Origin of the sequence: Natronococcus sp. A-GB7 (assembly GCF_029688865.1) — an archaeon.
Classification (GTDB): Archaea; Halobacteriota; Halobacteria; order Halobacteriales; family Natrialbaceae; genus Natronococcus.
In genome coordinates, this window is record NZ_JARUKV010000011.1 from 65,551 (window position 1) to 87,843 (window position 22,293).

Consider the following 22,293-nt stretch of genomic DNA (forward strand, 5'->3'; position numbering starts at 1 on the left):
CGTCCGATCGAGCCGAACCGCTAGATCTCGGAGACGACGTCGTGGCTCTGTGCGAGCTGTTCGGCGTCCTCGTCGAGCAGCGCCACGACGAGGTAGGGTGCGTACGACTCGAAGTACTCGACCAGCGCCGTGATCCGCTCTGCGTCGATCGCCTCGAGGGAGTCGAGCAGCATGAACGGCACCGTCTCGTAGACGTCGTGGACGAGGTATCCCGCCAGCGCGAAGACCAGTCCCGTCACCTCGCGTTCGCTCTCGCTTAGGTGTTCGATCGCGTCCTCGTAGGCCGCGCCCTCTTCGGTACTGCGGACGATCTTGAGGTCGAACGACGATCGAGTGACCTTCCGGCGGCCCTCGCGGACCTCTCGCGTGGTGCGGTCGATCCAGATCCGATCGAGGTTGCTGTACCCCAGCGTCTCGAGGAGGTTCTCCATGTGTTCGTTGAACGCCTCGACGGCGTCCTCCTCGATGCGGTCGATACGAGTCCGCAGATCGGTCAGCTCCTCGGTCGCCTGCTCGCGGCGGCTCTCGAGGCCCTCACGCTCGCCGAGGCGGTCTTCGACGTCGACGATCTCGTCTTCGATCTCGTCGCGCTCGCGCTCCTTGCGCTCGAGTTCGAACTCGAGCTGGTTGACCTCGCGGTGCTGTTCGAGGATGTCCTCGGAGCCGTCGCTCTCGAGGTCGTCGATCTCGCTTTCGAGATCGTCGATCTCCTCGGTGAGCGATTCCCGTTCGTCGGTGAGGTCGTCGATCCGGTCGCGACGGCGCTCGATCTCGTCGTCGATCGAGTCGAGCCGGCGATCCGCTCGGTCGTACTCCGTTCGATTCTCGTTGATCTCGGTCAGCGTCGCCCGCTTCTCGTCGAGTTCGTCGTCGATCGCCGAACGCTCCTCGAGTCGGTCCTGGTGGACCCCACGAAGCTGCTCGAGCGTGCTCTCGATCTGTTCGGTGGCGACCGACGAGCCACAGGTCCAGCAGGTGACTGTCTCGGAGTCGCTGTCGGCCAGTAGCTGGTCCGTAACGGCGCCACCGTTGTGTTCGTGATCGTCGTCGCCGAGGAACTCCCCGGCCTCCTCGAGTAGCCGTTCGTTGAACTGAACCGTCCGCTGGAGCTGCGAGATCTCCTCGTTGAGACCGTCCTTCTGGGACTGCAGGGAGTCGATCTCGGCCTCTAGGCGGCCGACGTCGGCTTCCTCGCCCGTCGAGAGCTCCTCGAGTTGCGCTTCGACCTCTTCGCGTTCGTCCTCGAGGGCCTCGATGCTCTCGCGTTCGGTATCGATCCGGTCCCGGGTGCGCTCGAGGTCGGATCGAGTCCCGCGGAGTTCGTCCAGCTTCGTCTCGAGTTCGGAGCGCTCCTCGCGGCGGGTCTCGACGTCGACGTTCGTCGCCTCGAGCTGTGCTTCGGCCTCCTCGAGCTCCTCGCGGAGCGACTCGATCTCGTCGCTCACCCGCGTCCGCTTCGCCTCGAGGTCGGGAAGTCGATCCTCGAGATCGTCGAGTTCGTCGAGTTCGGCGTCGATACGCTGCTTTCGCTGCTCGAGTTGCTGGATCTCGGCTTTGATCGCGTCGGTGTCGACCGGGCGCATGATCAGGTCTCGGAGCTCGTCGCCCCGAGCGACGGCTCGGCGCGCTTCGTTGGACTCGAGCAAGAACGCGAACAGATCCGCCAGCTCCGGATCGTCGAGGTAGGGGTCGCCCTCCCTGACGACGGTCCCGTTGCGCCGGTGGAGGGTCTGGCGGTACGTCTCGTCGCCGAACTCGAGGACGGCCTCGCCTTCCTTCGCGTCGGCCTTGAGGCTCGCGCGGTCGCTGCCAAGCGCGGCCATGATCCCCTGGAGCAGCGACGTTCTATTGGTTGCGTTTCGGCCGGAGAGCACGGTGATCCCCTGCTGGAACGGGACGGTCGTCTCCTCGATGCCGCCGATGTTGCTTACCGAGAGCGTCGTCTGGTCGGGAGTCTCTCGATTCGATACGTTCTGGCTCGTCTTCATACAGCCGGGTAACGTGGCCGGACAAATAGGTATTGTCCATTCACCTCCCAACTGCCGGTTTCCCCCTCGTCAACCAGAACAGGCGCAGGTACGTTCCTCGAGGAGTTCGCGAACCGTATACTGCTGTTGACACTCCTCGCAGGTCACCGTCACGGAGACGAGCACGTCGAACTCGCCGATGTCGACGACGTCGTTGCGTCGCAGTTGGGCGATCGTATCTCCCGTGACCGCCTCGGTCCGGTTCTGGAGCGCACCCAGCTTCTCCTCGGCTCGCTCGAGGCGCTCCTCGTCGCTCGGCGTCGCGAGTTCCGCCTCGAGACACTTGGTGAGGTGGTTGTAGACGGTCTGGTGGGAAACGAAATCCGACTCGACATCGTCGACGGGGACGCCGTCGCGCTCGAGTTCGTTACGCGTCTGGACTCGCGTCCCGCTCGTAACGTCGTCGGCGCTGAGCAGCCGATAAGTGTTCTCGATCTCCCCTTGCTTGTACGAGACGCCGGCCGTCTCGAACGCCGCCTCGAGGATTCGTTGGTTGACGATCGTCGCCAGCTCTCGCGTGCTGTACTGCTCGTCGCCCGTACCGGTCCAGTACGAGACCAGATCCTCGTCGAGTCCCGAGAGCGAGTACGCATCGGCGACTCGGCCGAGCTTACAACACGTCGCGTCACGGTCAGCCATTGGTACGGCGAACGGCGTACCAAGCAAAAAGCGTTCCGAGAGCGCAAGCTGTTTACACAGGTATGTCCGTAATACGGACTAGACGTCCAGTAGAAAGTACCATATGAATATAATACTAATAGGGCTGGGCTATCGAGAAAATATGGAGCGTTTGCTCGAGAGCTGATCCCCTACACGAAGCATGATTCGTTCACTCAGCACTAAATATTAGATTTTCTCCGACATTTAGAGTCGCACTGGGCGTTCTTATCAGAACCAGCCGAGTTATTTCTAAGTACTGTAGTCGGAGCGTATGATTCGAATCCGCCTTCGACTATTTATCAGTATTCGTAGTATATTCGCAATTCATATTCGGTACAACCTGTCGGGGCCGTGGCGATCGAACTATCATTTTCGGCTCCGCGAATTTATATACCAATCCGAGGCCAACCGGGGTATGACAGATCGAACGAAACTGTCACGACGAACCGTCCTTCGAACTGCCGGCGCGCTCGGGATCGCTTCGGTCGCCGGATCGGGCGCGGTCGGTGCGCGAGCGGGATCGGCCTCGAGCGAGGGCATCGACCAGTACATCGGCGTCGTCGATCGGATCGTGGACGGACGACACGTCGTGATCCTGCTCGAGGAGGACAACCGGGTGGTCGACCAGCTCGTCGTCGACGTCGACGAGTTCGACGAGATCGACGAACGAGACGTTTTGCTCGTCGTCGTCGAGGACAGAGCGCTCCGTAGCTACCAGCATCTTCCGGAAAAACCCGAGAGCACCGGCCGGCCCTGACGCTCTCGGGAACGTCGTCGTCGGTTCGCGACGGGCCTGGTCGACGACGATGTGATTCGCGATCGAAACGGAGTCGACCAGCGACGACCAGCGAGACAGCAGTTCGCGCTCACGCGTCAGTCGGCCGTCCGAACGTCACGGCTTCGGACGACGGTTCGAACGGGACTGCTCACCGGAACGTTCGCGGCCCGTTTCGTCGTCACCGCCGAAGCCGGCGCTGATGATCCGCGTCAGCGCGGACTCGGTGCTCTCGTCGAGCTCCGTGATATCGTCGGGGTCGGCCTCGAGGACGAACCCCGTCGAGATGTTCGGCGCCGTCGGCAGGAACAGCATTACCCGGTCGTCCTCGGTCTGGTGGCCGGTTTTGAACGCGGTCATCCGGATTCCGCGCCAGATCTCGAGTTTGACCGGTCCCTGGACCGACTCGGAGCCGACCGTCACCTCGGTCGTCGTCTTCGAGGCGTTGTAGACGAGTCGCAATCCCGGCACGCGGTTCGCGGCGCGGTCGAGCCAGGCCTCGAACAGCTCTCCGGCCGTCGTCCGCGCGAGATGGCCGAGCAGGTACATCAACGCAGCGACGATCGAGAGGACGGCAACGACGCGCAACAGCCCCGCGACGATCTCGCGTCCTCGGTCGCCGACACCGGGGAGGACCGCCTCGAGAGCGGCGCCGTCGAGCAGCATCGTCGGAACGAACGTCGAGACGAACGAGTAGAGCACGTAGACGAGAAACGCCGTGATAGTGATCGGAACGATGACGATAAGTCCGCGCCCGAAGTCCCGCTTCCATGTGCTCAGGTCGGTTCGTTCCACACTCACGGGTAACCGCCTCGCCCTATGAATAGGTTTAGATCGCGATCGACCGGGATCAAAGCGTCCGCCGGAGTTCCGCCAGAAGGGGTGCCGGCAGATCCAGCCCCGCCAGCAGCGTCTCGCGCTGGCTCCGATCGCCGTGTCCGGCCACGAACCCGTTCAGTCGCGCGACGATCGTCGAGTCGACGAACGAGTCGCCGTACAGCGTCTCGAGTTCGTCCCCGACGGTCGGTCTCGAGCGGAGCTCGTACTTCTGGTGGGACGGTTCGGCCGAGTAAAACTCCGAGAGCCGTTCGATATCGGTCGCCGGCGACCGTCCGGTTCGGTCCGCGATCGCAGCCCGCTCCCGACTCGCGGTTTCGTACTGGTCGTCGTCGTGAGCGAGGACGACGCTGCGGTACTGTCGCTTCGGGGCGCTCGAGTGCCAGTCGTGGTTCGCCCAGAACGTCTCGAGAAGCTCCTCGTAGGACAGCAACTCGGGGTCGTAGACGACCCGGACGACCTCGGTGTGATCGCCCAGCGCGAAGTAGGTCGGATCGGGCTCGGTCCCGCCCGCGTAGCCGACCCGGGTTCGGGCGACCCCCTCGAGCGCGCTGAAGCGGGCGTCGGGCCCCCAGAAACAGCCCATCCCGAACGTCGCCCTCTCGGTCCCGTTCGGGAGGTCGATGGGACCGTCCTCGAGCAGTGCCGGCTCGTCGGCCGTAGACTCCGTCGGTTCCATACCGGCTCTTCGGGCCGAGCCTGATGGGGCTGTCGCCGTCGGCCGGACGGCTCCCGTGCCGTCGGCACGTGCAGCCCCTAGTTCCTTGCTCCCCGTCGGTGGCTCTCCGAACGTTATGGGAACAGTTGACGTAGCGATCGGCGTCGACGCGGACTGCGTCGCCGGCTGGCTCGGCTCGTACGGTGGCGAGGACTCCCCCGCTGACCTCTCTCGAGGACTATCCGCCGGAAGCGAGGGGATCCCCCGAATGCTCGCGCTGTTCGACGAACAGGACGTCGAGACCTCCTGGTACGTCCCGGGACACACGATCGAAACCTTCCGCGACGAGATCGAAGCCGTCGCGGCCGACGGCCACGAACTGGGCGTCCACGGTTACTCCCACGAGAATCCGACGGACCTCTCGCGGGAGCAGGAAGACGAGATCCTCGAGGTCTCGATCGAGCTCATCGAGGACGTCACCGGCTCCGAACCCGTCGGCCACCGCGCCAGCTGGTGGGAGTTCAGCGAGAACACGCCGGAACTCGTCCAGAAGCACGGCTTCGACTACGATAGCAGCTTGATGGAACGGCAGTTCGAGCCGGGCTGGATGCGAGAGGGCGACAGCTGGGAGAAGATCGACTACGACAAGGATCCGACGACGTGGATGGAGCCGTACCGGTACGGCGAGGAGACGGACGTCGTCGAGATCCCGATCAGCTGGTACCGCGACGATATCCCGCCGATGCTGTTTATCAAGCAGCCGGTCTACCACGCCGGCTACAAGGACCCCGAGATGATGTACGAGCAGTACTACAAGCGCCAGTTCGACTACCTCTACAACCGGCGGGGATCCGGCGTCTACACCTTCACGATCCACCCCGACCTCCACGGACTTCCTCACATGATCCCGTTGTTCGAGGAGTTCATCCAGTACGTCAAGAGCCACGAGAACGCGCAGTTCGTCACCCTCGAGACGATCGCCGAGCGGTTCAGGGACGATCCGTCGGTGTACGAAAGCGAGAGCAACTACGTCTGATCGGCCGACCCAAAGCCGGCCTGCGGACGACCGTCAGCCGAGTCGTCGGCCGACGGCGTCCCCGATCTCGTTGCGGACCTGGCGGACGATCGGCATCGGATCGTCGCGGTGGAGGTAGTCGAACGACCGATCCTCGACGCACGATTTCGCGATCTCGCCGGTCCGGCCCGCGAGCGATGGGCGTTCGACGAACGGCGACTCCTCGCGAGCGACGCTGACGAGGTGCTCGAGTTCGCCGTAGAGGTAGTGCGTGCTGACGCCGGTCTCGTAGCTGGGATCGATCAGTTCGCTGCGGCCCGTCGCGGCGAGCCAGTACCAGGCCGGGAAGTCGGCCCCTGCCTTGACCGCACACGCCAGCGACTGCCACATCCGCGGGTTGATTTCGACGATCGAGAACTCGCCCGTCTCGGCGTCCTCGATGTACTCGATGCAGGCCAGTCCGTGCCACTCGAGTTCGTCGAGGATCGCCCGGCCCGCTTCCTCGAGTTCGGGGATGTGGACCGACTCGCGGTAGACTCCGCCGCTGCCGGTGTAGGAGTCGCCCCGGAGCTGGCGGTGCTGGAAGGTGCCAAGCGCCTCGCCGTGTTCGTACAGGGCGCCGAAGACGTACTCGCCGGCGCCCTCGACGTACTCCTGAACGATCGGCTCGTGGCCCATCTTCTCGATCAGGGCGTCCGTATCGGGCGTCTCGCCGGGTGCGATGTGTTCGACGGATTTGGCGATCTTCGAGTCCTCGAGTTCGAACTCCTCGAGGTAGGTGTCGGTGAGCAGGTTGTAGCGGGACTTGACGATCCGGTTGTCGCTCCAGTCTTCGACCTCGGTCAGGAGCTGCGTCTCGGGAATCGCCACGCCAGCATCGGTCGCGATCTCCGCGAGCCGTTTTCGATCGTGGACGTTGCGAAGCATCTCCATCGGCGGGACGACGAGGTCGACGTGGCGGTCGAACGCCTCGTAGTCCCGCGAGAGGATGTACGTGTCGTGCGGGCGGTGCGGGATGATCGTCCGAACGTCGGGGCGTGCGGCCAGGCCGAGCAGCGCGTCCCGGTAGGCCGGGAGGTCGCTCGGCGGCGGGACGAGCACGGACTCGTCGCAGTACCGCGAGGCGGTGACGCTGAGATTCGTGTCGTCGACCGCGGCGATCGTGTACACGCCCTTCGAACCCAGCGATCGGACTGAGGTGTACCCGTGTGGATATCTGGATGCAGGGATGACGACCGCGTCGCGTTCGTCACTCAACGTCGATCACCCTCGATTGACGGTACCGCGAGACGTTCGGTTTCGTTCGGTTCGGGTCGGTCGTCTCGGAATCGGTGAGGTGGGCGGTTACTGGCATGGTCAGGACGGTCAACAGCGTGTACAGCTCACCGACACGGTCCTCATCGTGGCAGTGGGTGTGGTACAGTCTCCGAATCGCGTCCGCGTTCGGACCGGGGAACGCGTCGGCCAGGTGGCCGCGCCGCTCGAGGACCTCGCCCGTGAAGTCGAACGATCGGAGGAGTTCGGCGTCGTCCAGCCAGGGACCGTCGGTCAGGTACGGTTTCGGCGGCGTCCGGTTGGTCACGTGTTTGCGCCAGAACTCCAGGAAGTGTTCGCCGGCGTACTCCACCGGAAACGACCGCGAGAGCGAGACGCCGGTGCTGGCGTGTGGAATCGCCGCGAGATCGGGGTCGAGTCGGGTGACGGCCTGGCCGATCAGATCCCGACGGAGCTTGTACCGGGGCGGCATCGACAGCGAGAGATCGAGCAGTCGGTTGTCGAGAAACGGGGAGCGGTAGGGCAGCATCCGGCGAAGGTCGCTGTGGAACCGCATGTCGTCGTCGTTCGAAAGCGGATAGCAGTCGCCGTAGTAGACCACGTCGTCGAGGGACTCGTAGGTGACGCCGTGGTGGACGATCCGATCGCCATCCCGGTAGATGTTCGACTCGAGGATCGTGCGAAGATCGGTCGGCATCTCGAGGTCGTCGGACGCGGTCTCGAGCAGCAGATCGATGTACTCGTCGACGGAGTCGACGGGACGTTCGATCGGGACCGTCATCGAGCCCAGCGGTCCGAGCGAGACGTTCGGCGACGGCACGCCGTACTCGCCGAACAGCGAGTCGCTGTACAGTCCCGACAGCAGTCCGTCGACCCGTTCGGTGATCTCGGCTTCGAACCCGCTCGTGTACGGCTGGCTGAACCAGCCGTTGAACGAGTCGGCCCAGCGGTTTCGTTCGAGGGCGCCGATGCGGTAGTCGGCCCCGCGCTCGAGCAGCTTGAACGCCGCGCCGGCCTCGAGGGCCACTCGCTCGGCGATGCGTGCCTCGCGATTCATCCAGTCGTTCATGTGGAACCCGGTGGCGTCGTCGAGAGCGGCGAGGACGAGCCGGGAGTCACTCCCCCCCGACAGCAACACGCCGTACTCGCAGTCGTCGTGTGTCCACTCGTCGACGACGGTCCGGAACCGGTCGGTGAACTCCTCGACGAACCACTCGAAGGACTCGTCGCGCGGTCGATACCGGGGTCGCCAGTGCTGGTCGACCTGAACCGATGCGTTCTCGAGTCCGACCGACGTGATCGCTCCGGGCTCGAGCTTTTCGACGCCCTCGAGCGGTGTCTTGACGCCGAACGTGCGCCGAAACGCGAGATACTCGTGGAGATACGCCGGGTGGTACGCGGTGTCGACGTTCGGATGGAACGGGATCAGTTGGACGTTCGTCGAGAAGACGATCCTGTCGTCGTCGGTCCGCGTCCAGTAGACCGGAACGGTTCCGAATCGGTCCGTGCAGAGAGTGAACTGGCGCTTCTCTCGGTCGTAGAGCAACAGGGTGTAGTTCCCGTTGAGTCCCTCGAGGAACTCGAACCCCTTTCGTTCGTACAGAGAGAGACAGTACTGCGCGGGGTCGATGTCGGCGGGCCGGGGCTCGTAGCCACCGGATCGACCCACGCCGCCGGCTTCGTAGCCGTAGACGTCACCGAGCAGCCAACAGTGAACGGATTCGTTCTCGGCGCCCGCCGACTGACCCGACGAGTGACACTCGTTGGGGTCGGTCGCGATCGCGACGTGGTCGGTCGTGTACTGAATTGACGGCTCGGACGGGAGCCACTCGTCGAACGCACCACCGGACAGCGACCCATCAGCACAGACCACACCGTTCGTACACCTCACGAAATGTCACCTCAGCTCCGGATCGGCGATACCGGGTCGGCCGAGCGGTAGCAGTCGGTGCTTACAGACTGGCAACATCACAGTCAGGAAAAATCTATTCTGGCTGTTTATTATAGCGTCGGTAAGGATCACTCGGTGGGAACCGGGACGATCGCAGATCGGCGACGTCTACGGTCGCGGGCCGATGCGGTCTCAAACCGATCCTCGAAAACCGCTTAACTGAGTGTTAACCGTCCTGACTGGAGAGTAAACGTGTCACAGTGAGTTGGCTCGAGGCGCTGCAACGAGGACGAAACGGGTTGAAGCAGAGATTATACCGTGCCGGTTCGACGACCGACAGTTTTCGCCTCGAGACCCTGCCCACAGATCGGAGTGACGCGAGCCATCGATCGAACGCGACTCGACGACTTCCCGCTCGGTCCACGTGCTCGAGTCTCATACCGGCCGAGACTCGGGTCCGGTCTCACGACGGTTCGGTAGGGGTACTCACGAATCCGCTCGCTCCGGGACGACGGACACGCCTGGGTTACAGTCGTCATCGAAATCAGTTCACTTCGGCTCGCGAATCGGCGGTCAGCACTGGTCGTGGTGGCCACTCGAGTGCGATCGGTGAGCAAAGCGGTTGTGCGACGACGCGAACACGTCCTGCGTCGCCTTACGACGCTTGGCCGGCGGGCGTGCGGCTCCGTTGTTCGAACCCTCGGCAGCACGTGCTCGTCACTCACGAACGAATTCACAGCGAAAGGTGGGCCAACCCGAATTTGTACCACCTGAAGACGGTCTCACTCGCGTCGCTCGTGAGCGTGTGTCTTCCGTAATTCGAATCCTCGCAGCAGCATATTCGCACGGCTCGAGGGTTTGCTCGCCGTGAGAAATGGGCCAACTCGGATTTGAACCGAGAGCCTCCACCTTATCAGAGTGGCGCTCAACCTAATTGAGCTATTGGCCCGCGTCCGCATCAGTCAGTTGTGCGCTGGGATGGTTAAGTGTTTCTTTCTGGAAGAGGCGTGAGAATCGCTACCGGGCGTAGGGGTCGTCGGAGTCGTTGTCGCTCGAGTCGGCTCGGTCGTCGCCGAACTCGACGGTGTAGGAGTCCTCGCTGTCGACGCTGTAGTCGTCCTCACCGAGGTCGTAGGTGTCGCCGCCGTCGGACCACTGGGCACGAGTCTCGCTTCCGTCGGCGCTGCCCTCGGGGAAGCCGAACGTCCAGACGTTTCCGCTCGCGAAGCCGCCGGTTTTCTTGTCGGCGTACGGGACGATCACGTAACGTTTGAGCGCGGTTCGGATCGGAATTCGAGTAAGCGGGACGACCAGCAGAAAGCCGATCAGGTCGGTGACCAGCCCTGGCGTGAGCAGGAACGCGCCGGAGGCGATCAGGAAACCGCCGTCGAGCAGCTCGTTCGTCGGCGGCTTCCCCTCGGCGAGCGAGCGTTGCATCTTTCGGATCGTCCGTCGCCCCTCGGCCCGGACGAGTAACATGCCGACGAGACCGGTCAGAACGACCAACAGTACCATCGGCACCCAGCCGATGTAGGCGGTCGCGACGAACCCGAGGAGTATCGCATCGAGAAACGGGATCAGCAGTAGTGCGAGGATCCACCGGAGCATGCCCCAACGTAGCCGGCGACGGGTGAAAACCCTTTACACTCCCTCCCGGCGCTCGGGAGGAAACCGAACGAAGCGCTTACCCTGTCGACGGCCCGACGACCGGTATGAACGATTCGACGCGCGTCGAGTGGCGCGAGTGGGGTCAGGACGCCTTCGACGAGGCCGAGGCCGCCGACGTCCCGATCCTGTGTGCCCTCACCGCGACGTGGTGCGATCACTGTCACGAGATGGACGCCGAGACCTACGCGGAACCCCGCATCGCGGCGCACATCAACGACGGGTTCGTTCCGGTTCGAGTCGACGTCGACGCCCACCCACGCGTGCGCGATCGGTACAACATGGGCGGGTTTCCGTCGACGGTCTTTCTGGCTCCCGACGGCACCGTGTTGACCGGTGCCGGCTACCTCGGGCCGGACGGAATGCGCCAGGTCCTCGACAGCGTTCGGACGATGTGGGAGACGAAGGGCAGCGGTGCCGGCCGCGTTCCCCGCCCGCTCCGGGAGGACGAGCCGCCGGCCGGCGAACTCTCGAGTGATATCGAGGCGTCGATGCTCGGCCAGCTCACCGAATCCTACGACGAGGTCGCCGGCGGCTGGGGGACCGAGCCGAAGTTCCCCCTGCCAGACGCCCTCGAGTTCGCGCTCAAGCGCGACCGCGAGATGGCGCTGCGCTCGTTCGACGCCGTCGGCGCGAACCTGTTAGACGAGTACGAGGGAGGGTTCTACCGGTTCGCGGCCGAGCGCGACTGGGCGGGACTGCAACACGAGAAGCTACTCGACTCCAACGGCGCGCTCGTGCGCGCGTTCGCGAACGCCTACCTCATCACCGGCAAGAGCGAGTACCGCGAGCCCGCCGAACGCACCGTCGAGTTCCTGACGACGACGCTGTGGAACGGCGACGCCGAGGCGTTCGCGAACAGCCAAGCGCCCGGCGACCCCGAGAGCCACGGGCTCGAGCCAACCGAGCGCGAGGCGGCGGACGACCCGCCGGTCGACGAACGGGTCTTCGCCGGGCCGAACGCGTTAGCGATCGAGGGACTGCTCACCTACTACGCCTACACCGACGACGAACGGGCGCGGCGGTACGCCGAGCGTGCGCTCTCGACCCTCCGGAGCGAACTGCTCGAGGACGGGATCGCCAGCCACCGACTCGACTCCGTCGTCGAGGACGGATCCGGCGGGGAAGCGACGTGTCTGCTCTCGAACCAGGCCCGAACGCTCGCCGCGCTGACGACGGCGGCGAGCACCCTCGACGCCGACGCGGTCGCCGAGGCCGAGGCGGTGGCGGACGCGACGATCGAGCGACTCCGCGACGGCGACTCGTTCCTCGATAGCGAGGGCGACGGTGTCGGCCTCTGCGATCGACCGCTGCGACCGCTGGACACGAACGTCGCCCTCGCCGACGGGTTAGTCGAACTCGCGGTGCTCACCGACGAGGATCGGTACCGGAGGGTCGCCAGGAAGACCCTCGAGGAGTTTGCCGGCGCCAGCGACCGATTCGGCGTCCAGATCGCTCGGTACGCGACAGTTGCTTCGCGGCTCCTCGAGGGGCCGCTGGTGATCCGAGTCGGCGACGGGCCCGGTTCCGATCTCCACCGCGCGGCGCTACGGCTCGCGGACCACGAGAAGGTCGTCGTGCCCGCCGCCGACCTCGAGGCCGGAACCGGACGCGTCGAGCACGGCGAGCGCGTTTCAGCGGTCGCCGAAACTCCGGAGCAGTTGAGCGAGAGAGTGCAGGAGGTTCTCGACCAGCACACGTAGTGAACCCCCGGAGATCGGATCGAGGGCAAACCACCACAGCGTTTTTGTTTCTCGGGTGAGCGTCTACGGTATGGCCAGTCTCAGGGATCTCGGGCTCTCCGAGTACGAAGCTCGTGCGTACCGAGCACTGCTGAACACCGGCCCCACAACGGCCAAGGAGTTGTCGCGAGCGAGCGACGTGCCGATGGGGCGGATCTACGACGTTCTCAACAGTATCGAGCAGTACAACCTCGTCCGCAGTCAGACCGCGAGTCGACCGAAGAAGTACGTCGCGGTCGAGCCCTCGACCGCGCTGGATCGCCTGCTCGAGGACAAGAAACGCGAACTCGACGAGAAAGCCGACCAGTACGAGTCGATCGTCGACGACCTCGCCGACGAGCTCGACGCGGCAGACCCCGTCGAGGAGCAGTTCTGGACCGCCGCCGTCGGTCCCGAGGAGACGATCGATTTGCTGCTCGAGCGGCTGGCGGCCGCCGACGACCACATCGTGATGGTCGCCGCCGATCCCGTCCCCGAACGGGATATGCAGGCCGTCAGCGAGGACGTCCTGGCCCAGCTCGAGGACGCCCTGGATCGAGGGGTGTCGGTCGACATCCTGATGACCCGGAAAATGGTCGAGTCGCTCTCGGCGAACGTCGGCGAGCGCTACCGGACGGCGTTACAGAGTCGCGACGACTTCCACGTTCGGACGAACGATGACGTGACGGGATCGTTCAACATCATCGACGGCGTCGAGATCTGCATCCAGGTGCCGAACCCGCTGTCGTCGGGCGACGCGTTCGGCATGATCGACCTGAAGGATCCGGAGTTCGCCGCGAACGTCCACGCGGAGTTCGCGCCGCGGTGGGAGGAAGCGGAACCGCTGGTCTTCTAGTCGTCGACTTCTTTCCGGAGCTGATCCATCTCGACGACCCGCTCGGCGTGGGCGTTGTGCTGGTGGATCGACTCGTCGTTGGACTGCTTCATCGTCACCACGGCGTCGTCCGGGAGCTGGTCGAACTCGTCGACGACGCCCTCGGCCATCGAGCGCACGCAGTCCTCGACGAACTTCGCGTCCGCGTGGGCCGCGTAGGTCATGTGGTCCTCGTCGGGTCGCTTCGCAAGGTTGTAGATCCGGGCGCTCATCGAGTCCCGGGCGATGTCGATGACGTCGTTCAGATCGACCTCCGGGTCGCCGCCGGCTTCGACCGTCAGCGTCGCGTGGCCGCGCTGGGAGTGACCGGGCTGGGGGACCTGTTCTAAGAACTCCGTGATCGTCTCCTTCTCGACGCCCAGATCCTCGAGGGTCTGTTTCGCGCGCGCGGCGGACATCCCCTGCGAGCAGGGACAGACGGTCATGCCGACGACCTTCGCGCCGATCTCCTCGCGGGTGCCGTCCTCGGTCGCCGTCGCCGACGCGATGATGTCGACGGTGTGTTGGGTCTCGCGGTCGCTGGCGGGGGTCTGCTCGCGGCGCATGAACTCCGCCTCCATCGTGACCTCCGCACGGGAGGTGTAGTCGTGTTTTCCGAGCAGGCGCTCGGCGACCTCGCCACAGACCTCCTCGACGCGGTAGGCCTCGTCGCGGGTCGCGTCCTCGAGGATCTCGTCGATAACCTCCATGTTACGGCTCATGTCCGCGCCCTTGCGCCACGACGGGAGGTCGACGAAGACCTCGAACTCGGCGGTGAGGACGATCGGGCGTTTGTCTTCGCGGGCGATCTTGACGAGTTTCTCGACGCCGGTGACGCCGACCTGGCTCAGGCCGACGGTGACGTCGGGCGAGGACGCCTGGACGTCCGGGAGCTGCTGACTCATTGCCGACACTCAGGGTAGCGGGCGATTCAACCTTTCGGAAGCGGGGATGTTATCCGATCACACGGCACGGCAATAGCGAGCGTTGCCGTTCGTCGGGACTCGTCGTGTCGCCGGACGGCTACGCCGATCGTCGTTTAAGTATCTCTGGCAACAAGGTAGAGATACGACGGGAAGTCGTCGTTCTCGGAGGACTCTAAACTCGTGGAGCCTCGCGTCCGCTGTCCAGTCGTTTCGAGAGGGATCCGCGAGCGATCGTTCTTTAAGTGCCTCTGGTCACAAGGTGGAGCTATGACGGGAAGTCGGTCGTTCTTCGGTTCTCAGATTGTCCGTAGCTACGCGTCTCGAACGGGCTCGAGATCAGCGGATACGGAAAGCGACACACAGTAGCGATGGCATCGATCCCCAGCCACGTACGCGAGACGATCGATTCACACCTGGACGAGATCGAACGCGTCCGGGCAGTGTCGATCGTCCTGGCGGTCGCCCGCGGAAGCCACGCCTGGGGTGGAGCGGGACCCGACAGCGACTACGACGTCGGCTTCGTCTACGCACCAACCGACCTCCGGCGGTACGCCCACCTCGGCGGCCTCGAGGGGGTGTGCCTCGAGGAGCGCGAGGAGTTCGAGTACCAGGGCTGGGACGTCCGCAAGTTCGCCGCGCTGCTTGCCGACTCGAACGACGGCGCGATCGATATTCTCAGGAGCCCGGTCCGGTACCGAACGCGCTACGATCCCGATCCGCTTGCCGACTACGTCGAGCGGACGTACAACCCGATCGACCTCTACCACGCCTGGCGCGGAATCGCGACGAACAACTACCGGAAGTACCTCTCGGAGCACCTGGTTCGGACCGACGACGAGACGTTCCCGATCCTCGAGCATCGCGACGGCGAGTACGTCGTCGAAACCGAGGACGGGACGGCGACCGTCGCCGCGGACGACGAACGGTTCAGCGAGACGGCGACGCGGCCGACGGTCAAACGGAACCTGACCGTGACTCGCGCCGCGATGGCCGCGCGCTACCTGCAGGCAACGGGCGAACGAGGCGACCACGAACTGCCCGCACTCGAGTTCGAGCGCTTCCTGGACGAGCAGGCACCCGCGGTGTTCGACGCCGAACGGCTCGACCGCGCTCGGAATCTCCTCGAGCGAAAGCGCGCCGGCGAGGGCGGCGTCCGGATCGGCGACGCGGTCGGTCGTGCGTTCGCCCACCCACCGAAGCGTATCGATCCGGCGGTGCACGCTCGAGACGGCCCCGATCGAGAGCGACTGAACGGGTTCGTCGACGAGATGCTCGCGGCGGGGCGCTGATGCGGCGTTCCGATCCGTCTTTAAGTGTCTCTGGTCACAAGGTAGAGCTATGACGGGAAGTCGGCCGTTCTACGAGTTTTGATCCCCTCCAGCGAAGCGACCGTCCTCCTCGAGACCGCAGGTTACACTCTACTTCGTGGAATCCTCGCCCTTTAGGGCGGGGAGGATGTCAAGTAGTTCCGATCACGAGATCAAGCTGCGACGGGCGGGCTTGCCTCTCCGGGCTTCGAAGTCTACCGGTGGGTGAACGATTCGAACGCTCGCGACGACTCACTCGAGCGACCATCCGTTCTTTAAGTAGCTCTGGTCACAAGGTGGAGCTATGACGGGAAGTCGGCCGTTCTACCGCGCTCGATACTCCTCCAGCGGCCGCTACTCCGATCGATAGCCCCGGGAAACGAGTCTGGCAGTAAGAGATGGGATTTCGACGGGGCGCTGTTCTGTCGACCGCTATCGAACACGGCAGCGCTGTCGTCAACGGTATCACCGGTCCCCTACTCACATGAGATCGACGCGACGAGCCGCGCGTCTCTTTAAGTGGCTCTGGTCACAAGGTGAAGCTACGAAGGGCTTTTGCGGGCCGTTGCTCTCGGATCGATCGTACTCCGGAGAGACTCATCAGCCGGTTTACTGGTCTCGAGGCGGGTGAAACGAGCAAGTCTTTTTCCGTCTCCCGGTCTGAGCGACACACGATGTACGACGGTGTTGACTCCGGGCCAGCCCTCCAGCGGGAGTCCGCCCCCGACGGCCTCGAGGAGGACCGTCGCCTCGAGACGCGTCCCGGCTCCGGGGCGCTCTCCCGGGCGGACGTCCAGCGCGACTCGACCGTCCGCCAGTGGGGCGTCGTCACCCCGAGCGCGACCGTCATCGGGCGTGCGGATTCGCCCGAAGCGGATCTCCCCGAAAGCGTTCGACGGCTCCACGACGAACAGCACGGCGCGACGCCTGGGTACAGCGAGCGCGCCCACAGACTCGACCGACTGCGAACGACCCAGGCGCTGTGTAACGCCCTCGATCTGACGCCGTGGCAGCGGGATCTCGCGCTCGGCGTGATGGACGAAATCGACCTCACCGAGTTCGGCAGCCAGCGCGCGATCCCGAAGGTCGCGCTGGTCGTCATCCGCCACGTCGTCGACGTCGATCGGCGGACGTACTTCGGCCTCGACGAGGTCGACGTCTCCGAGCTCTCCCCCGATCGGATGGACGAGCTGTTCGGTCAGTACCGCGCCCACGATATCACCGACGAGGAGACGTTCAAGCGCCTCGCCGCCGATCACGGGCTCGACACGACGAGCCTGAACCGCCTCCGACGCGTGCTGAAGGCCCAGCTCGAGGACGAGCTGCCCGCCTACGGGCGTAACCCCTACCGGGACCCGAACCTGCCGAGCCTCGAGGACCGAGCCGACGAGGAGTCGGTCGACGCGACCGCGAAGGGAGCGACCGACGATCCGGATACCCCCGAGTAGGATCAGCCCGCATTCCCCGCCCGGAGCCGTCGTCTTTTCCGTCCCGGATCCCTACCGCGACCATGTCCGACACGGAACCCACCGATCAGCTCACGATCTACGCCGACTACGTCTGTCCGTTCTGTTACCTCGGCAAGCGGTCCCTCGAGCAGTACCGCGAGCGACGAGAAGCGCCACTCGAGGTCGAGTGGCATCCCTTCGACCTGCGGCGGGACAAACGCCGGGAGGACGGCTCGATCGATCACTCTGTCGACGACGGGAAGGACGACGACTACTTCGAGCAGGCCCGGGAGAACGTCCGTCGACTGCAGGAGGAGTACGACGTCGAGATGAGCCAGGCGCTCGCGATCGAGGTCGACTCGCTGCCGGCACAGCAGGCCTCGTGGTACGTCCGTCAGCACCACCCCGACGAGTGGCCCGCGTTCGACGCGGCGATCTACGAGGCGCTCTGGCAGGCGGAAAGAGACATCGGCGATCCCGACGTGCTGGTCTCGCTCGCGGCGGACATCGGCCTCCCCGGAGACGAGATCCGCGACGCGATCGACGACGACGGGCTCCGGGCGGAGCTCGAGGAGCTGTTCACCGACGCTCACCAGCGGGGGGTCACCGGCGTCCCGACGTTCGTCCACGACGGATACGCCGCCCGCGGCGCAGTCCCGCCGGCACAGCTCGAGCGTCTGCTCGAAGGCGAGTGATCACTCGAGTTTCTTGAGCGCCTCGAAGAAGTTGGACTGCGGTCCGGCGAGCGTGACGGGCTCGTCGGCGACCGAGACGTCGACGGTCGCCGGCGGCTCGAGTTCGCGTCGGTTCCGACCGTCGCTGATCGCGTAGGCTGTTTCGGCCCCCGAGACGGCGAGCGTGATCTCCGCGTCGCGATCGACGACCAGCGGTGGCATCGCGTCGGCCGCGGCCATCTGGTTTACGACCAGCGTGTCGGTTCCCGGGCGGACGAGTGGTCCCCCCTCTCCGAGGTTGTACGCAGTCGATCCCGTCGGCGTCGCGACGAGGACGCCGTCGGCGTGGCTCGTCGCGTATCGGTCCCCGTCGACGCGGATCTCGATCGTCGCGCCGCCCCCGTGACCCCGCCGCGGACCGTGGACGACGATCTCGTTGAGCGCCGGCTCGAGGGTCCACCCCTCGCCCTCGGCCCGGAGGCGATCGAGCTCTCGACCGTCGATCGCACCCGTCCGCCGGAGTGTCTCGACGGCGGCGGCGACGGCGGCGACGGCATCGTCGGGAGAGACGGCGTTGAGAAACCCGACCTCACCGAGGTTGACCCCGAGGATCGGCGTCCCCCCAACCTCACGGGCGACGAACAGCAGCGTTCCGTCGCCGCCGATACTCACGACGAGGTCTCGGTCGTCCATCGAACCGACCGGAACGCCGTCCTCGCCGACCGCAGCGCTCGTCGCGTCGTCGACGACGGTAGAAACACCGTCGTCGAGGGTTTCGAGGAGCGTCGCGGCGAGAGTCTGTGCCCGATCGTTGTCCCGCTGGCCGACGATTCCGACGGCGACGTTCATCGTCAGCGCATAGCCGCCCGCCAACAAAAAAGGCCACCCGTCTCGCACCGGCTCGTGAGCCCGCGAGTGGAAAGCTGTGGCAGCCCACAGTTTCTTTGAGGATCGTTCGCTAGCTACGGGTATGGCCGAACGAACGACCAACGACGAGGTGATGAGCCGGAGCGAACTCGCGACCTACCTCTCGGAGCTCTCCCAGCGATTCGACGACGGGGGAGACGGTGTCGACGTCCCGGTCGGTAACAAGACCGTCTCCCTCGGTCGCTCCGACGACGTTTCGGTTTCGGTCGACGTCGTCGAGCGCTCCTCCAGGCTTCGCGGGAACCGCGAAACCGTGACGGTGACGATGAGCTGGAAGCCCGACTCGTAGCGATCCCGGGACGACCGCGTAGCCGTTCCAGTCGAACGCTCCGCCAGAGGTGTCAGCGCGTCGACGTGGGTGCTCGATACGGCAACGAGTAGATTGATAGGTCAGCTCTCACAACTGAGTGGAAATGCGTCGTTCGCACGTGGTTGCAGTCGCCCTCGTCGTCGTCGCGGTGCTGTTTATCGGGGGACCGTCGCTGCTGTTTGCCGACTCGGTCGACGAGCAGGTAACCGAAGAAACCCAGGAGACGCCGGAGCTCGTCTCCCTCGAGGACTCCGAGAGCGAGTTCTGGCGGTTCCTGAGTCCCACAGAGGAGTTCCGCGAGCGGAGTCCGATCAACGTCATCGTCCGCGGTGAAAGCGAGGACGTACTCCAGGCGATGAGCGATCGGGGCGACGGTGACTGGGAGGAGATCGAAGAGGTAGAAGAGGAAGTCGAGGAGGAGGCTCCCGAGGAAATCGAGAACGCGACCGTCCTCGAGGAGGAACACCGTCACGCCACGGGAATCGCCTGGGGCGAGGCCGCCGGAACGACCCGCTACGCCTGGCTGAATCCGGGCGAGGGCGAGGGCGAGGACGGCTACTGGGCTACCGAGTCGCTCCAGCTCGAGGAGGGTGACTACTACGGCCAGCGCTACCACATCCGGCTCTACGAGAGTCCGAACCCCGACGACGAGTGGATCGCCATGCAGGCCCACACCGAACACTTCGACTGGTTTACCCTCCGACATCGCGTCGACGGCGTCGAAGCCGCTCAGTCGAAGGTCGAACAGGACTTCATGAACCTGCCCAGCGTCGACAACGAGACGGACGTCCGTCGGATCCACATCGACAACGCCGGCCCCTCCGACGCCGACGGCTGGGCGACCGTCGTCGACCTGACGTCGATGGTCGTCCTCCCCGCCGGCGTCGGCCTCGCCGCGGGCCGTGGCTCCCGGCGCTCGGTCGCCGAGAGCATCGGCAAGGAACGGACGCGTCCGTCCGAGGAGGAGTCCCTCGAGCGCGGGCTCACCGACGTCGATCGACAGCGACTCGCGGCCGCCTACGACCGCCTCGAGGCGGGCCACCTCGTGCTCGTCTTCGCCATCCTCGCGCTGTTCCTCGGGGTTCGGATGGGCGGGCTCCTGCTCGAGCGACGGGCGAGCTTCCTCACGCCGCACATGATCGCCGCGCTGCTGTACCCGGTGATCGCGGTCGGGATCCCCGTTGCGACGTACCTGATCGCCCGCGGGCTCACCAGCCGGCTCGACGCCGCAATCGCCGCCGCCGGCTCGCTGTCGCTCGCGATCTGGCTCGACTACGGGCTGCTCGGCGTCGACGTCATCCCACTGGACGTCGTGTTCCAGCGGGCGCTCGTCGTCGTCGCGCTTGGGTTGATCGCCGCCGGCGCGGCCAAACGCGCGACTCGAGAGAGCCGGCTCAACGATCTGCTGATCGCCGGCGTCGCGATGTGGGTGCTGGTGCTGGTCGGCACGCTGCTCGGCTACCTCTAAGGGGACGAGCCGCCGGACGCTTTCAGAGCCGATGGGCCGTCGGGAACTCGAGAGCGCACCTGCGTGCAGTCCGCATACGGGACTCGCTACCGTACTCGTCGTATGGCGATCTGTCCACACTGCGGCGAAGAGCTGGAACTCGAGGTCGAGCCGGATACGGTGACGGTCCACGAGGGCGACTCGAGTCGAACGATCGAGCCCGATGTGTTCACGTGTTACTCGTGTGATGCGGTGCTGTTCGCGACGGTGAGTCGGGAACTCGCCGGTGACTGACTCGAGAAGTGCGTCGGCCGGGAATTGAACCCGGGCTATGAGCTTGGGAAGCTCATGTCCTACCACTAGACCACCGACGCTCGGTCGCTCGCAGCGGTTGCCCGTAATCGTCGGTCGCACTTCAACATAGCGTTCTGCTACGAGTCCGCGACCGAAACTGACCGATCGTCCACGTCATCCGGTTTGGGGTAGAGTATTAGGGTAGTCACCCCGTACCGTCCGTCGATGCTCGAGCTTCACTTTTCGGACGCGGAGCTAGATCGACGACGCGACCACATCACGAACTTCGTTCGCGAACAGGTCGACGCGGCGGGCGCCGAGGGGGCGGTTCTCGGCCTTTCGGGCGGCATCGACAGCACGCTCGTCGCGCACCTCGCGGTCGACGCGCTCGGCCCGGAGAACGTCCACGGGCTCGTGCTTCCCGCACGGGTCAGCGGCGACGACAACATGAGCGACGCCGAGCGCGTCGCCCGTGATCTCGAAATTAGCTACGACGTGATCGAGATCGAACCGATCGTCGACTCGCTGCTCGAGGCCTATCCCGAAGCCGAGGGCGACCGGATGGCGGTCGGCAACGCTCGAGCGCGGGTCCGGGGGGTTCTCAACTATCTCGTCGCGAACCACGAGAGCCGGCTCGTGCTCGGGACGGGGAACCGAAGCGAGGGTGCCGTCGGCTACTTCACCAAGTACGGCGACGGCGCCGTCGACTGTCACCCGATCGGGAACCTCTACAAGGCACAGGTCCGCCAGCTCGCCCGCCACGTCGGCGTGCCGGAGGACCTCGCGGCCAAGCCCGCCACCGCCGAGCTCTGGGAGGACCAGACCGACGAAGACGAGATGGGGATGGACTACGAGACGCTCGACTCGATCCTGGTTACCCACATCGACGGCCCGCTGTCGGCCGACGTGGCCGCTCGAGAGCTCGGCGTCGAGGTCGAAACCGTCGAGAAGGTTCGGCGGATGTACGAACAGAGCATGCACAAGCGTCGGGTGCCGCCGTCGCCCGACCCCCTCGAGTAGTCAGGACGAGCGCCACTCCTCCTCTACGAGTCCGTACCAGTGGACGTCGCAGTATTCGCCGTCGACGAACGCCGCGTCGCGGTGGACCCCCTCCTCGGTGAAGCCGACGGACTCGAGGAGCCGCTTCGAGCCGTCGTTGAACGAGAACGCGCGGGCCGACAACCGGTGGAGGCCGAGCTGGTCGAACCCGTGCTCGAGTACCAGCTCTGTGGCTTCGGTTCCGTACCCGCGCCTGTGGTAGTCGGGGGCGATCCAGTAACCGACCTCGCCGCTGCCGGCTCGCCAGTCGATCGCGTCGAGCCCGATCGTTCCCACCGGGGTCGAGTCGACGGTGATCAGGAGGTGGATCGCGTCGTCCGAACAGACGGCCTCCTCGAAGAACTCCCGTTCCTGTTCGGCGTTGAGCGGCATCGAGTTGCCGATCGGTCGCCAGATCGCGGGATCGTTGATCTGCGTCTGGAGGAACTCGAGGTCCTCCTCCTCGATCGTCCGCAGCGCGACGCGCTCGCCGGTCAGGAAGGCGGGTCCGGGCATCTACCGGT

At 65.1% G+C, this 22,293-nt stretch carries 21 protein-coding genes and 2 tRNA genes; 11 read left to right on the forward strand and 12 right to left on the reverse strand.

Going from position 1 to position 22,293, the window contains the following annotated elements:
• Window positions 1–20: 20 nt before the first annotated feature.
• Together QA609_RS11680 and rdfA are read right to left on the reverse strand one after the other, a co-directional pair.
• Complete coding sequence (locus QA609_RS11680) at window positions 21–1,988, reverse strand: archaea-specific SMC-related protein (protein ID WP_278302786.1); 1,968 nt, start codon at window positions 1,986–1,988, stop codon at window positions 21–23.
• Window positions 1,989–2,057: 69 nt separating this feature from the next.
• Complete coding sequence (gene rdfA, locus QA609_RS11685) at window positions 2,058–2,666, reverse strand: rod-determining factor RdfA (protein WP_278302787.1); 609 nt, start codon at window positions 2,664–2,666, stop codon at window positions 2,058–2,060.
• 436 nt (window positions 2,667–3,102) lie between these two features.
• On the opposite strand from rdfA, the gene QA609_RS11690 reads away from it, so the two are divergent.
• On the forward strand, window positions 3,103–3,444 hold the full coding sequence (locus tag QA609_RS11690; protein WP_278302788.1) for a hypothetical protein: 342 nt from the start codon (window positions 3,103–3,105) through the stop codon (window positions 3,442–3,444).
• 135 nt (window positions 3,445–3,579) lie between these two features.
• Here the strand turns inward: QA609_RS11690 and QA609_RS11695 are convergent, their stop codons facing one another.
• Window positions 3,580–4,257, reverse strand: a complete 678-nt coding sequence (locus tag QA609_RS11695; protein ID WP_278302789.1) for a DUF502 domain-containing protein — start codon at window positions 4,255–4,257, stop codon at window positions 3,580–3,582.
• A gap of 55 nt (window positions 4,258–4,312) precedes the next feature.
• Window positions 4,313–4,978 (reverse strand): peptide-methionine (S)-S-oxide reductase, encoded by a 666-nt coding sequence (locus QA609_RS11700; protein WP_278302790.1) that lies wholly within the window; start codon window positions 4,976–4,978, stop codon window positions 4,313–4,315.
• 115 nt (window positions 4,979–5,093) lie between these two features.
• Here QA609_RS11700 and QA609_RS11705 point away from each other — a divergent pair, with 115 nt between their 5' ends.
• Window positions 5,094–5,993: a polysaccharide deacetylase gene (locus QA609_RS11705; protein WP_278302791.1), complete on the forward strand. Its 900-nt coding sequence runs from the start codon at window positions 5,094–5,096 to the stop codon at window positions 5,991–5,993.
• 33 nt (window positions 5,994–6,026) lie between these two features.
• Here the strand turns inward: QA609_RS11705 and QA609_RS11710 are convergent, their stop codons facing one another.
• The 4 genes from QA609_RS11710 to QA609_RS11725 form a co-directional block, all read right to left on the reverse strand.
• On the reverse strand, window positions 6,027–7,229 hold the full coding sequence (locus tag QA609_RS11710) for a carboxylate--amine ligase (protein ID WP_278302792.1): 1,203 nt from the start codon (window positions 7,227–7,229) through the stop codon (window positions 6,027–6,029).
• Window positions 7,222–9,120: an asparagine synthase-related protein gene (locus QA609_RS11715; RefSeq protein WP_278302793.1), complete on the reverse strand. Its 1,899-nt coding sequence runs from the start codon at window positions 9,118–9,120 to the stop codon at window positions 7,222–7,224. The genes QA609_RS11710 and QA609_RS11715 overlap by 8 nt, the downstream gene beginning before the upstream one ends.
• An 893-nt stretch (window positions 9,121–10,013) precedes the next feature.
• Window positions 10,014–10,087, reverse strand: a tRNA-Ile gene (locus tag QA609_RS11720).
• A gap of 68 nt (window positions 10,088–10,155) precedes the next feature.
• Window positions 10,156–10,746, reverse strand: coding sequence for an FxsA family protein (locus tag QA609_RS11725; RefSeq protein ID WP_278302794.1), 591 nt, complete (start codon window positions 10,744–10,746; stop codon window positions 10,156–10,158).
• A 104-nt stretch (window positions 10,747–10,850) separates the two neighbouring features.
• Between QA609_RS11725 and QA609_RS11730 the strand changes: the two genes are divergently transcribed.
• Together QA609_RS11730 and QA609_RS11735 are read left to right on the forward strand one after the other, a co-directional pair.
• Window positions 10,851–12,506, forward strand: a complete 1,656-nt coding sequence (locus QA609_RS11730) for a DUF255 domain-containing protein (protein ID WP_278302795.1) — start codon at window positions 10,851–10,853, stop codon at window positions 12,504–12,506.
• A 70-nt stretch (window positions 12,507–12,576) separates the two neighbouring features.
• Window positions 12,577–13,380: a helix-turn-helix domain-containing protein gene (locus QA609_RS11735; protein ID WP_278302796.1), complete on the forward strand. Its 804-nt coding sequence runs from the start codon at window positions 12,577–12,579 to the stop codon at window positions 13,378–13,380.
• On the opposite strand, the gene mptA is transcribed toward QA609_RS11735, so the two are convergent.
• Entirely contained in the window at window positions 13,377–14,303 is a 927-nt protein-coding gene (gene mptA, locus QA609_RS11740; RefSeq protein ID WP_278302797.1) for a GTP cyclohydrolase MptA, read from the reverse strand. The genes QA609_RS11735 and mptA overlap by 4 nt on opposite strands.
• Window positions 14,304–14,692: 389 nt before the next feature.
• Between mptA and QA609_RS11745 the strand changes: the two genes are divergently transcribed.
• The 3 genes from QA609_RS11745 (at window position 14,693) to QA609_RS11755 (ending at window position 17,774) form a co-directional block, all read left to right on the forward strand.
• Entirely contained in the window at window positions 14,693–15,613 is a 921-nt protein-coding gene (locus tag QA609_RS11745; protein ID WP_278302798.1) for a nucleotidyltransferase domain-containing protein, read from the forward strand.
• Window positions 15,614–16,305: 692 nt separating this feature from the next.
• Entirely contained in the window at window positions 16,306–17,079 is a 774-nt protein-coding gene (locus tag QA609_RS11750) for a DNA-directed RNA polymerase subunit epsilon (protein ID WP_278302799.1), read from the forward strand.
• Window positions 17,080–17,141: 62 nt separating this feature from the next.
• Window positions 17,142–17,774, forward strand: coding sequence for a DsbA family oxidoreductase (locus tag QA609_RS11755; protein WP_278302800.1), 633 nt, complete (start codon window positions 17,142–17,144; stop codon window positions 17,772–17,774).
• Here the strand turns inward: QA609_RS11755 and QA609_RS11760 are convergent, their stop codons facing one another.
• Window positions 17,775–18,602, reverse strand: a complete 828-nt coding sequence (locus QA609_RS11760; protein WP_278302801.1) for an NAD(+)/NADH kinase — start codon at window positions 18,600–18,602, stop codon at window positions 17,775–17,777. It abuts the gene before it with no gap.
• Window positions 18,603–18,723: 121 nt separating this feature from the next.
• On the opposite strand from QA609_RS11760, the gene QA609_RS11765 reads away from it, so the two are divergent.
• The 3 genes from QA609_RS11765 (at window position 18,724) to QA609_RS11775 (ending at window position 20,731) form a co-directional block, all read left to right on the forward strand.
• A complete protein-coding gene (locus QA609_RS11765) occupies window positions 18,724–18,969 on the forward strand; it encodes an amphi-Trp domain-containing protein (protein WP_278302802.1) in 246 nt (81 codons plus the stop codon).
• A gap of 124 nt (window positions 18,970–19,093) precedes the next feature.
• Window positions 19,094–20,458, forward strand: coding sequence for a hypothetical protein (locus QA609_RS11770; RefSeq protein WP_278302804.1), 1,365 nt, complete (start codon window positions 19,094–19,096; stop codon window positions 20,456–20,458).
• A gap of 102 nt (window positions 20,459–20,560) precedes the next feature.
• Window positions 20,561–20,731, forward strand: coding sequence for a hypothetical protein (locus QA609_RS11775; RefSeq protein ID WP_278302805.1), 171 nt, complete (start codon window positions 20,561–20,563; stop codon window positions 20,729–20,731).
• A 9-nt stretch (window positions 20,732–20,740) separates the two neighbouring features.
• Here QA609_RS11775 and QA609_RS11780 read toward each other — a convergent pair.
• Window positions 20,741–20,811, reverse strand: a tRNA-Gly gene (locus QA609_RS11780).
• A 145-nt stretch (window positions 20,812–20,956) separates the two neighbouring features.
• On the opposite strand from QA609_RS11780, the gene QA609_RS11785 reads away from it, so the two are divergent.
• Complete coding sequence (locus QA609_RS11785; RefSeq protein ID WP_278302806.1) at window positions 20,957–21,751, forward strand: NAD+ synthase; 795 nt, start codon at window positions 20,957–20,959, stop codon at window positions 21,749–21,751.
• Here the strand turns inward: QA609_RS11785 and QA609_RS11790 are convergent, their stop codons facing one another.
• The gene (locus QA609_RS11790) at window positions 21,752–22,285 is read right to left on the reverse strand and encodes a GNAT family protein (protein ID WP_278302807.1); all 534 of its coding nucleotides are present in this window, start codon (window positions 22,283–22,285) and stop codon (window positions 21,752–21,754) included. It abuts the gene before it with no gap.
• Window positions 22,286–22,293: the final 8 nt, after the last annotated feature.

Coding starts and splice junctions, on each gene's coding strand:
- QA609_RS11680 (WP_278302786.1), bottom strand. CDS start 1,988: ATGAAGACGAGCCAGAACGTATCGAATCGAGAGACTCCCGACCAGACG.
- rdfA (WP_278302787.1), bottom strand. CDS start 2,666: ATGGCTGACCGTGACGCGACGTGTTGTAAGCTCGGCCGAGTCGCCGAT.
- QA609_RS11690 (WP_278302788.1), top strand. CDS start 3,103: ATGACAGATCGAACGAAACTGTCACGACGAACCGTCCTTCGAACTGCC.
- QA609_RS11700 (WP_278302790.1), bottom strand. CDS start 4,978: ATGGAACCGACGGAGTCTACGGCCGACGAGCCGGCACTGCTCGAGGAC.
- QA609_RS11705 (WP_278302791.1), top strand. CDS start 5,094: ATGGGAACAGTTGACGTAGCGATCGGCGTCGACGCGGACTGCGTCGCC.
- QA609_RS11725 (WP_278302794.1), bottom strand. CDS start 10,746: ATGCTCCGGTGGATCCTCGCACTACTGCTGATCCCGTTTCTCGATGCG.
- QA609_RS11730 (WP_278302795.1), top strand. CDS start 10,851: ATGAACGATTCGACGCGCGTCGAGTGGCGCGAGTGGGGTCAGGACGCC.
- QA609_RS11735 (WP_278302796.1), top strand. CDS start 12,577: ATGGCCAGTCTCAGGGATCTCGGGCTCTCCGAGTACGAAGCTCGTGCG.
- mptA (WP_278302797.1), bottom strand. CDS start 14,303: ATGAGTCAGCAGCTCCCGGACGTCCAGGCGTCCTCGCCCGACGTCACC.
- QA609_RS11745 (WP_278302798.1), top strand. CDS start 14,693: ATGGCATCGATCCCCAGCCACGTACGCGAGACGATCGATTCACACCTG.
- QA609_RS11750 (WP_278302799.1), top strand. CDS start 16,306: ATGTACGACGGTGTTGACTCCGGGCCAGCCCTCCAGCGGGAGTCCGCC.
- QA609_RS11755 (WP_278302800.1), top strand. CDS start 17,142: ATGTCCGACACGGAACCCACCGATCAGCTCACGATCTACGCCGACTAC.
- QA609_RS11760 (WP_278302801.1), bottom strand. CDS start 18,602: ATGAACGTCGCCGTCGGAATCGTCGGCCAGCGGGACAACGATCGGGCA.
- QA609_RS11765 (WP_278302802.1), top strand. CDS start 18,724: ATGGCCGAACGAACGACCAACGACGAGGTGATGAGCCGGAGCGAACTC.
- QA609_RS11770 (WP_278302804.1), top strand. CDS start 19,094: ATGCGTCGTTCGCACGTGGTTGCAGTCGCCCTCGTCGTCGTCGCGGTG.
- QA609_RS11775 (WP_278302805.1), top strand. CDS start 20,561: ATGGCGATCTGTCCACACTGCGGCGAAGAGCTGGAACTCGAGGTCGAG.
- QA609_RS11785 (WP_278302806.1), top strand. CDS start 20,957: ATGCTCGAGCTTCACTTTTCGGACGCGGAGCTAGATCGACGACGCGAC.
- QA609_RS11790 (WP_278302807.1), bottom strand. CDS start 22,285: ATGCCCGGACCCGCCTTCCTGACCGGCGAGCGCGTCGCGCTGCGGACG.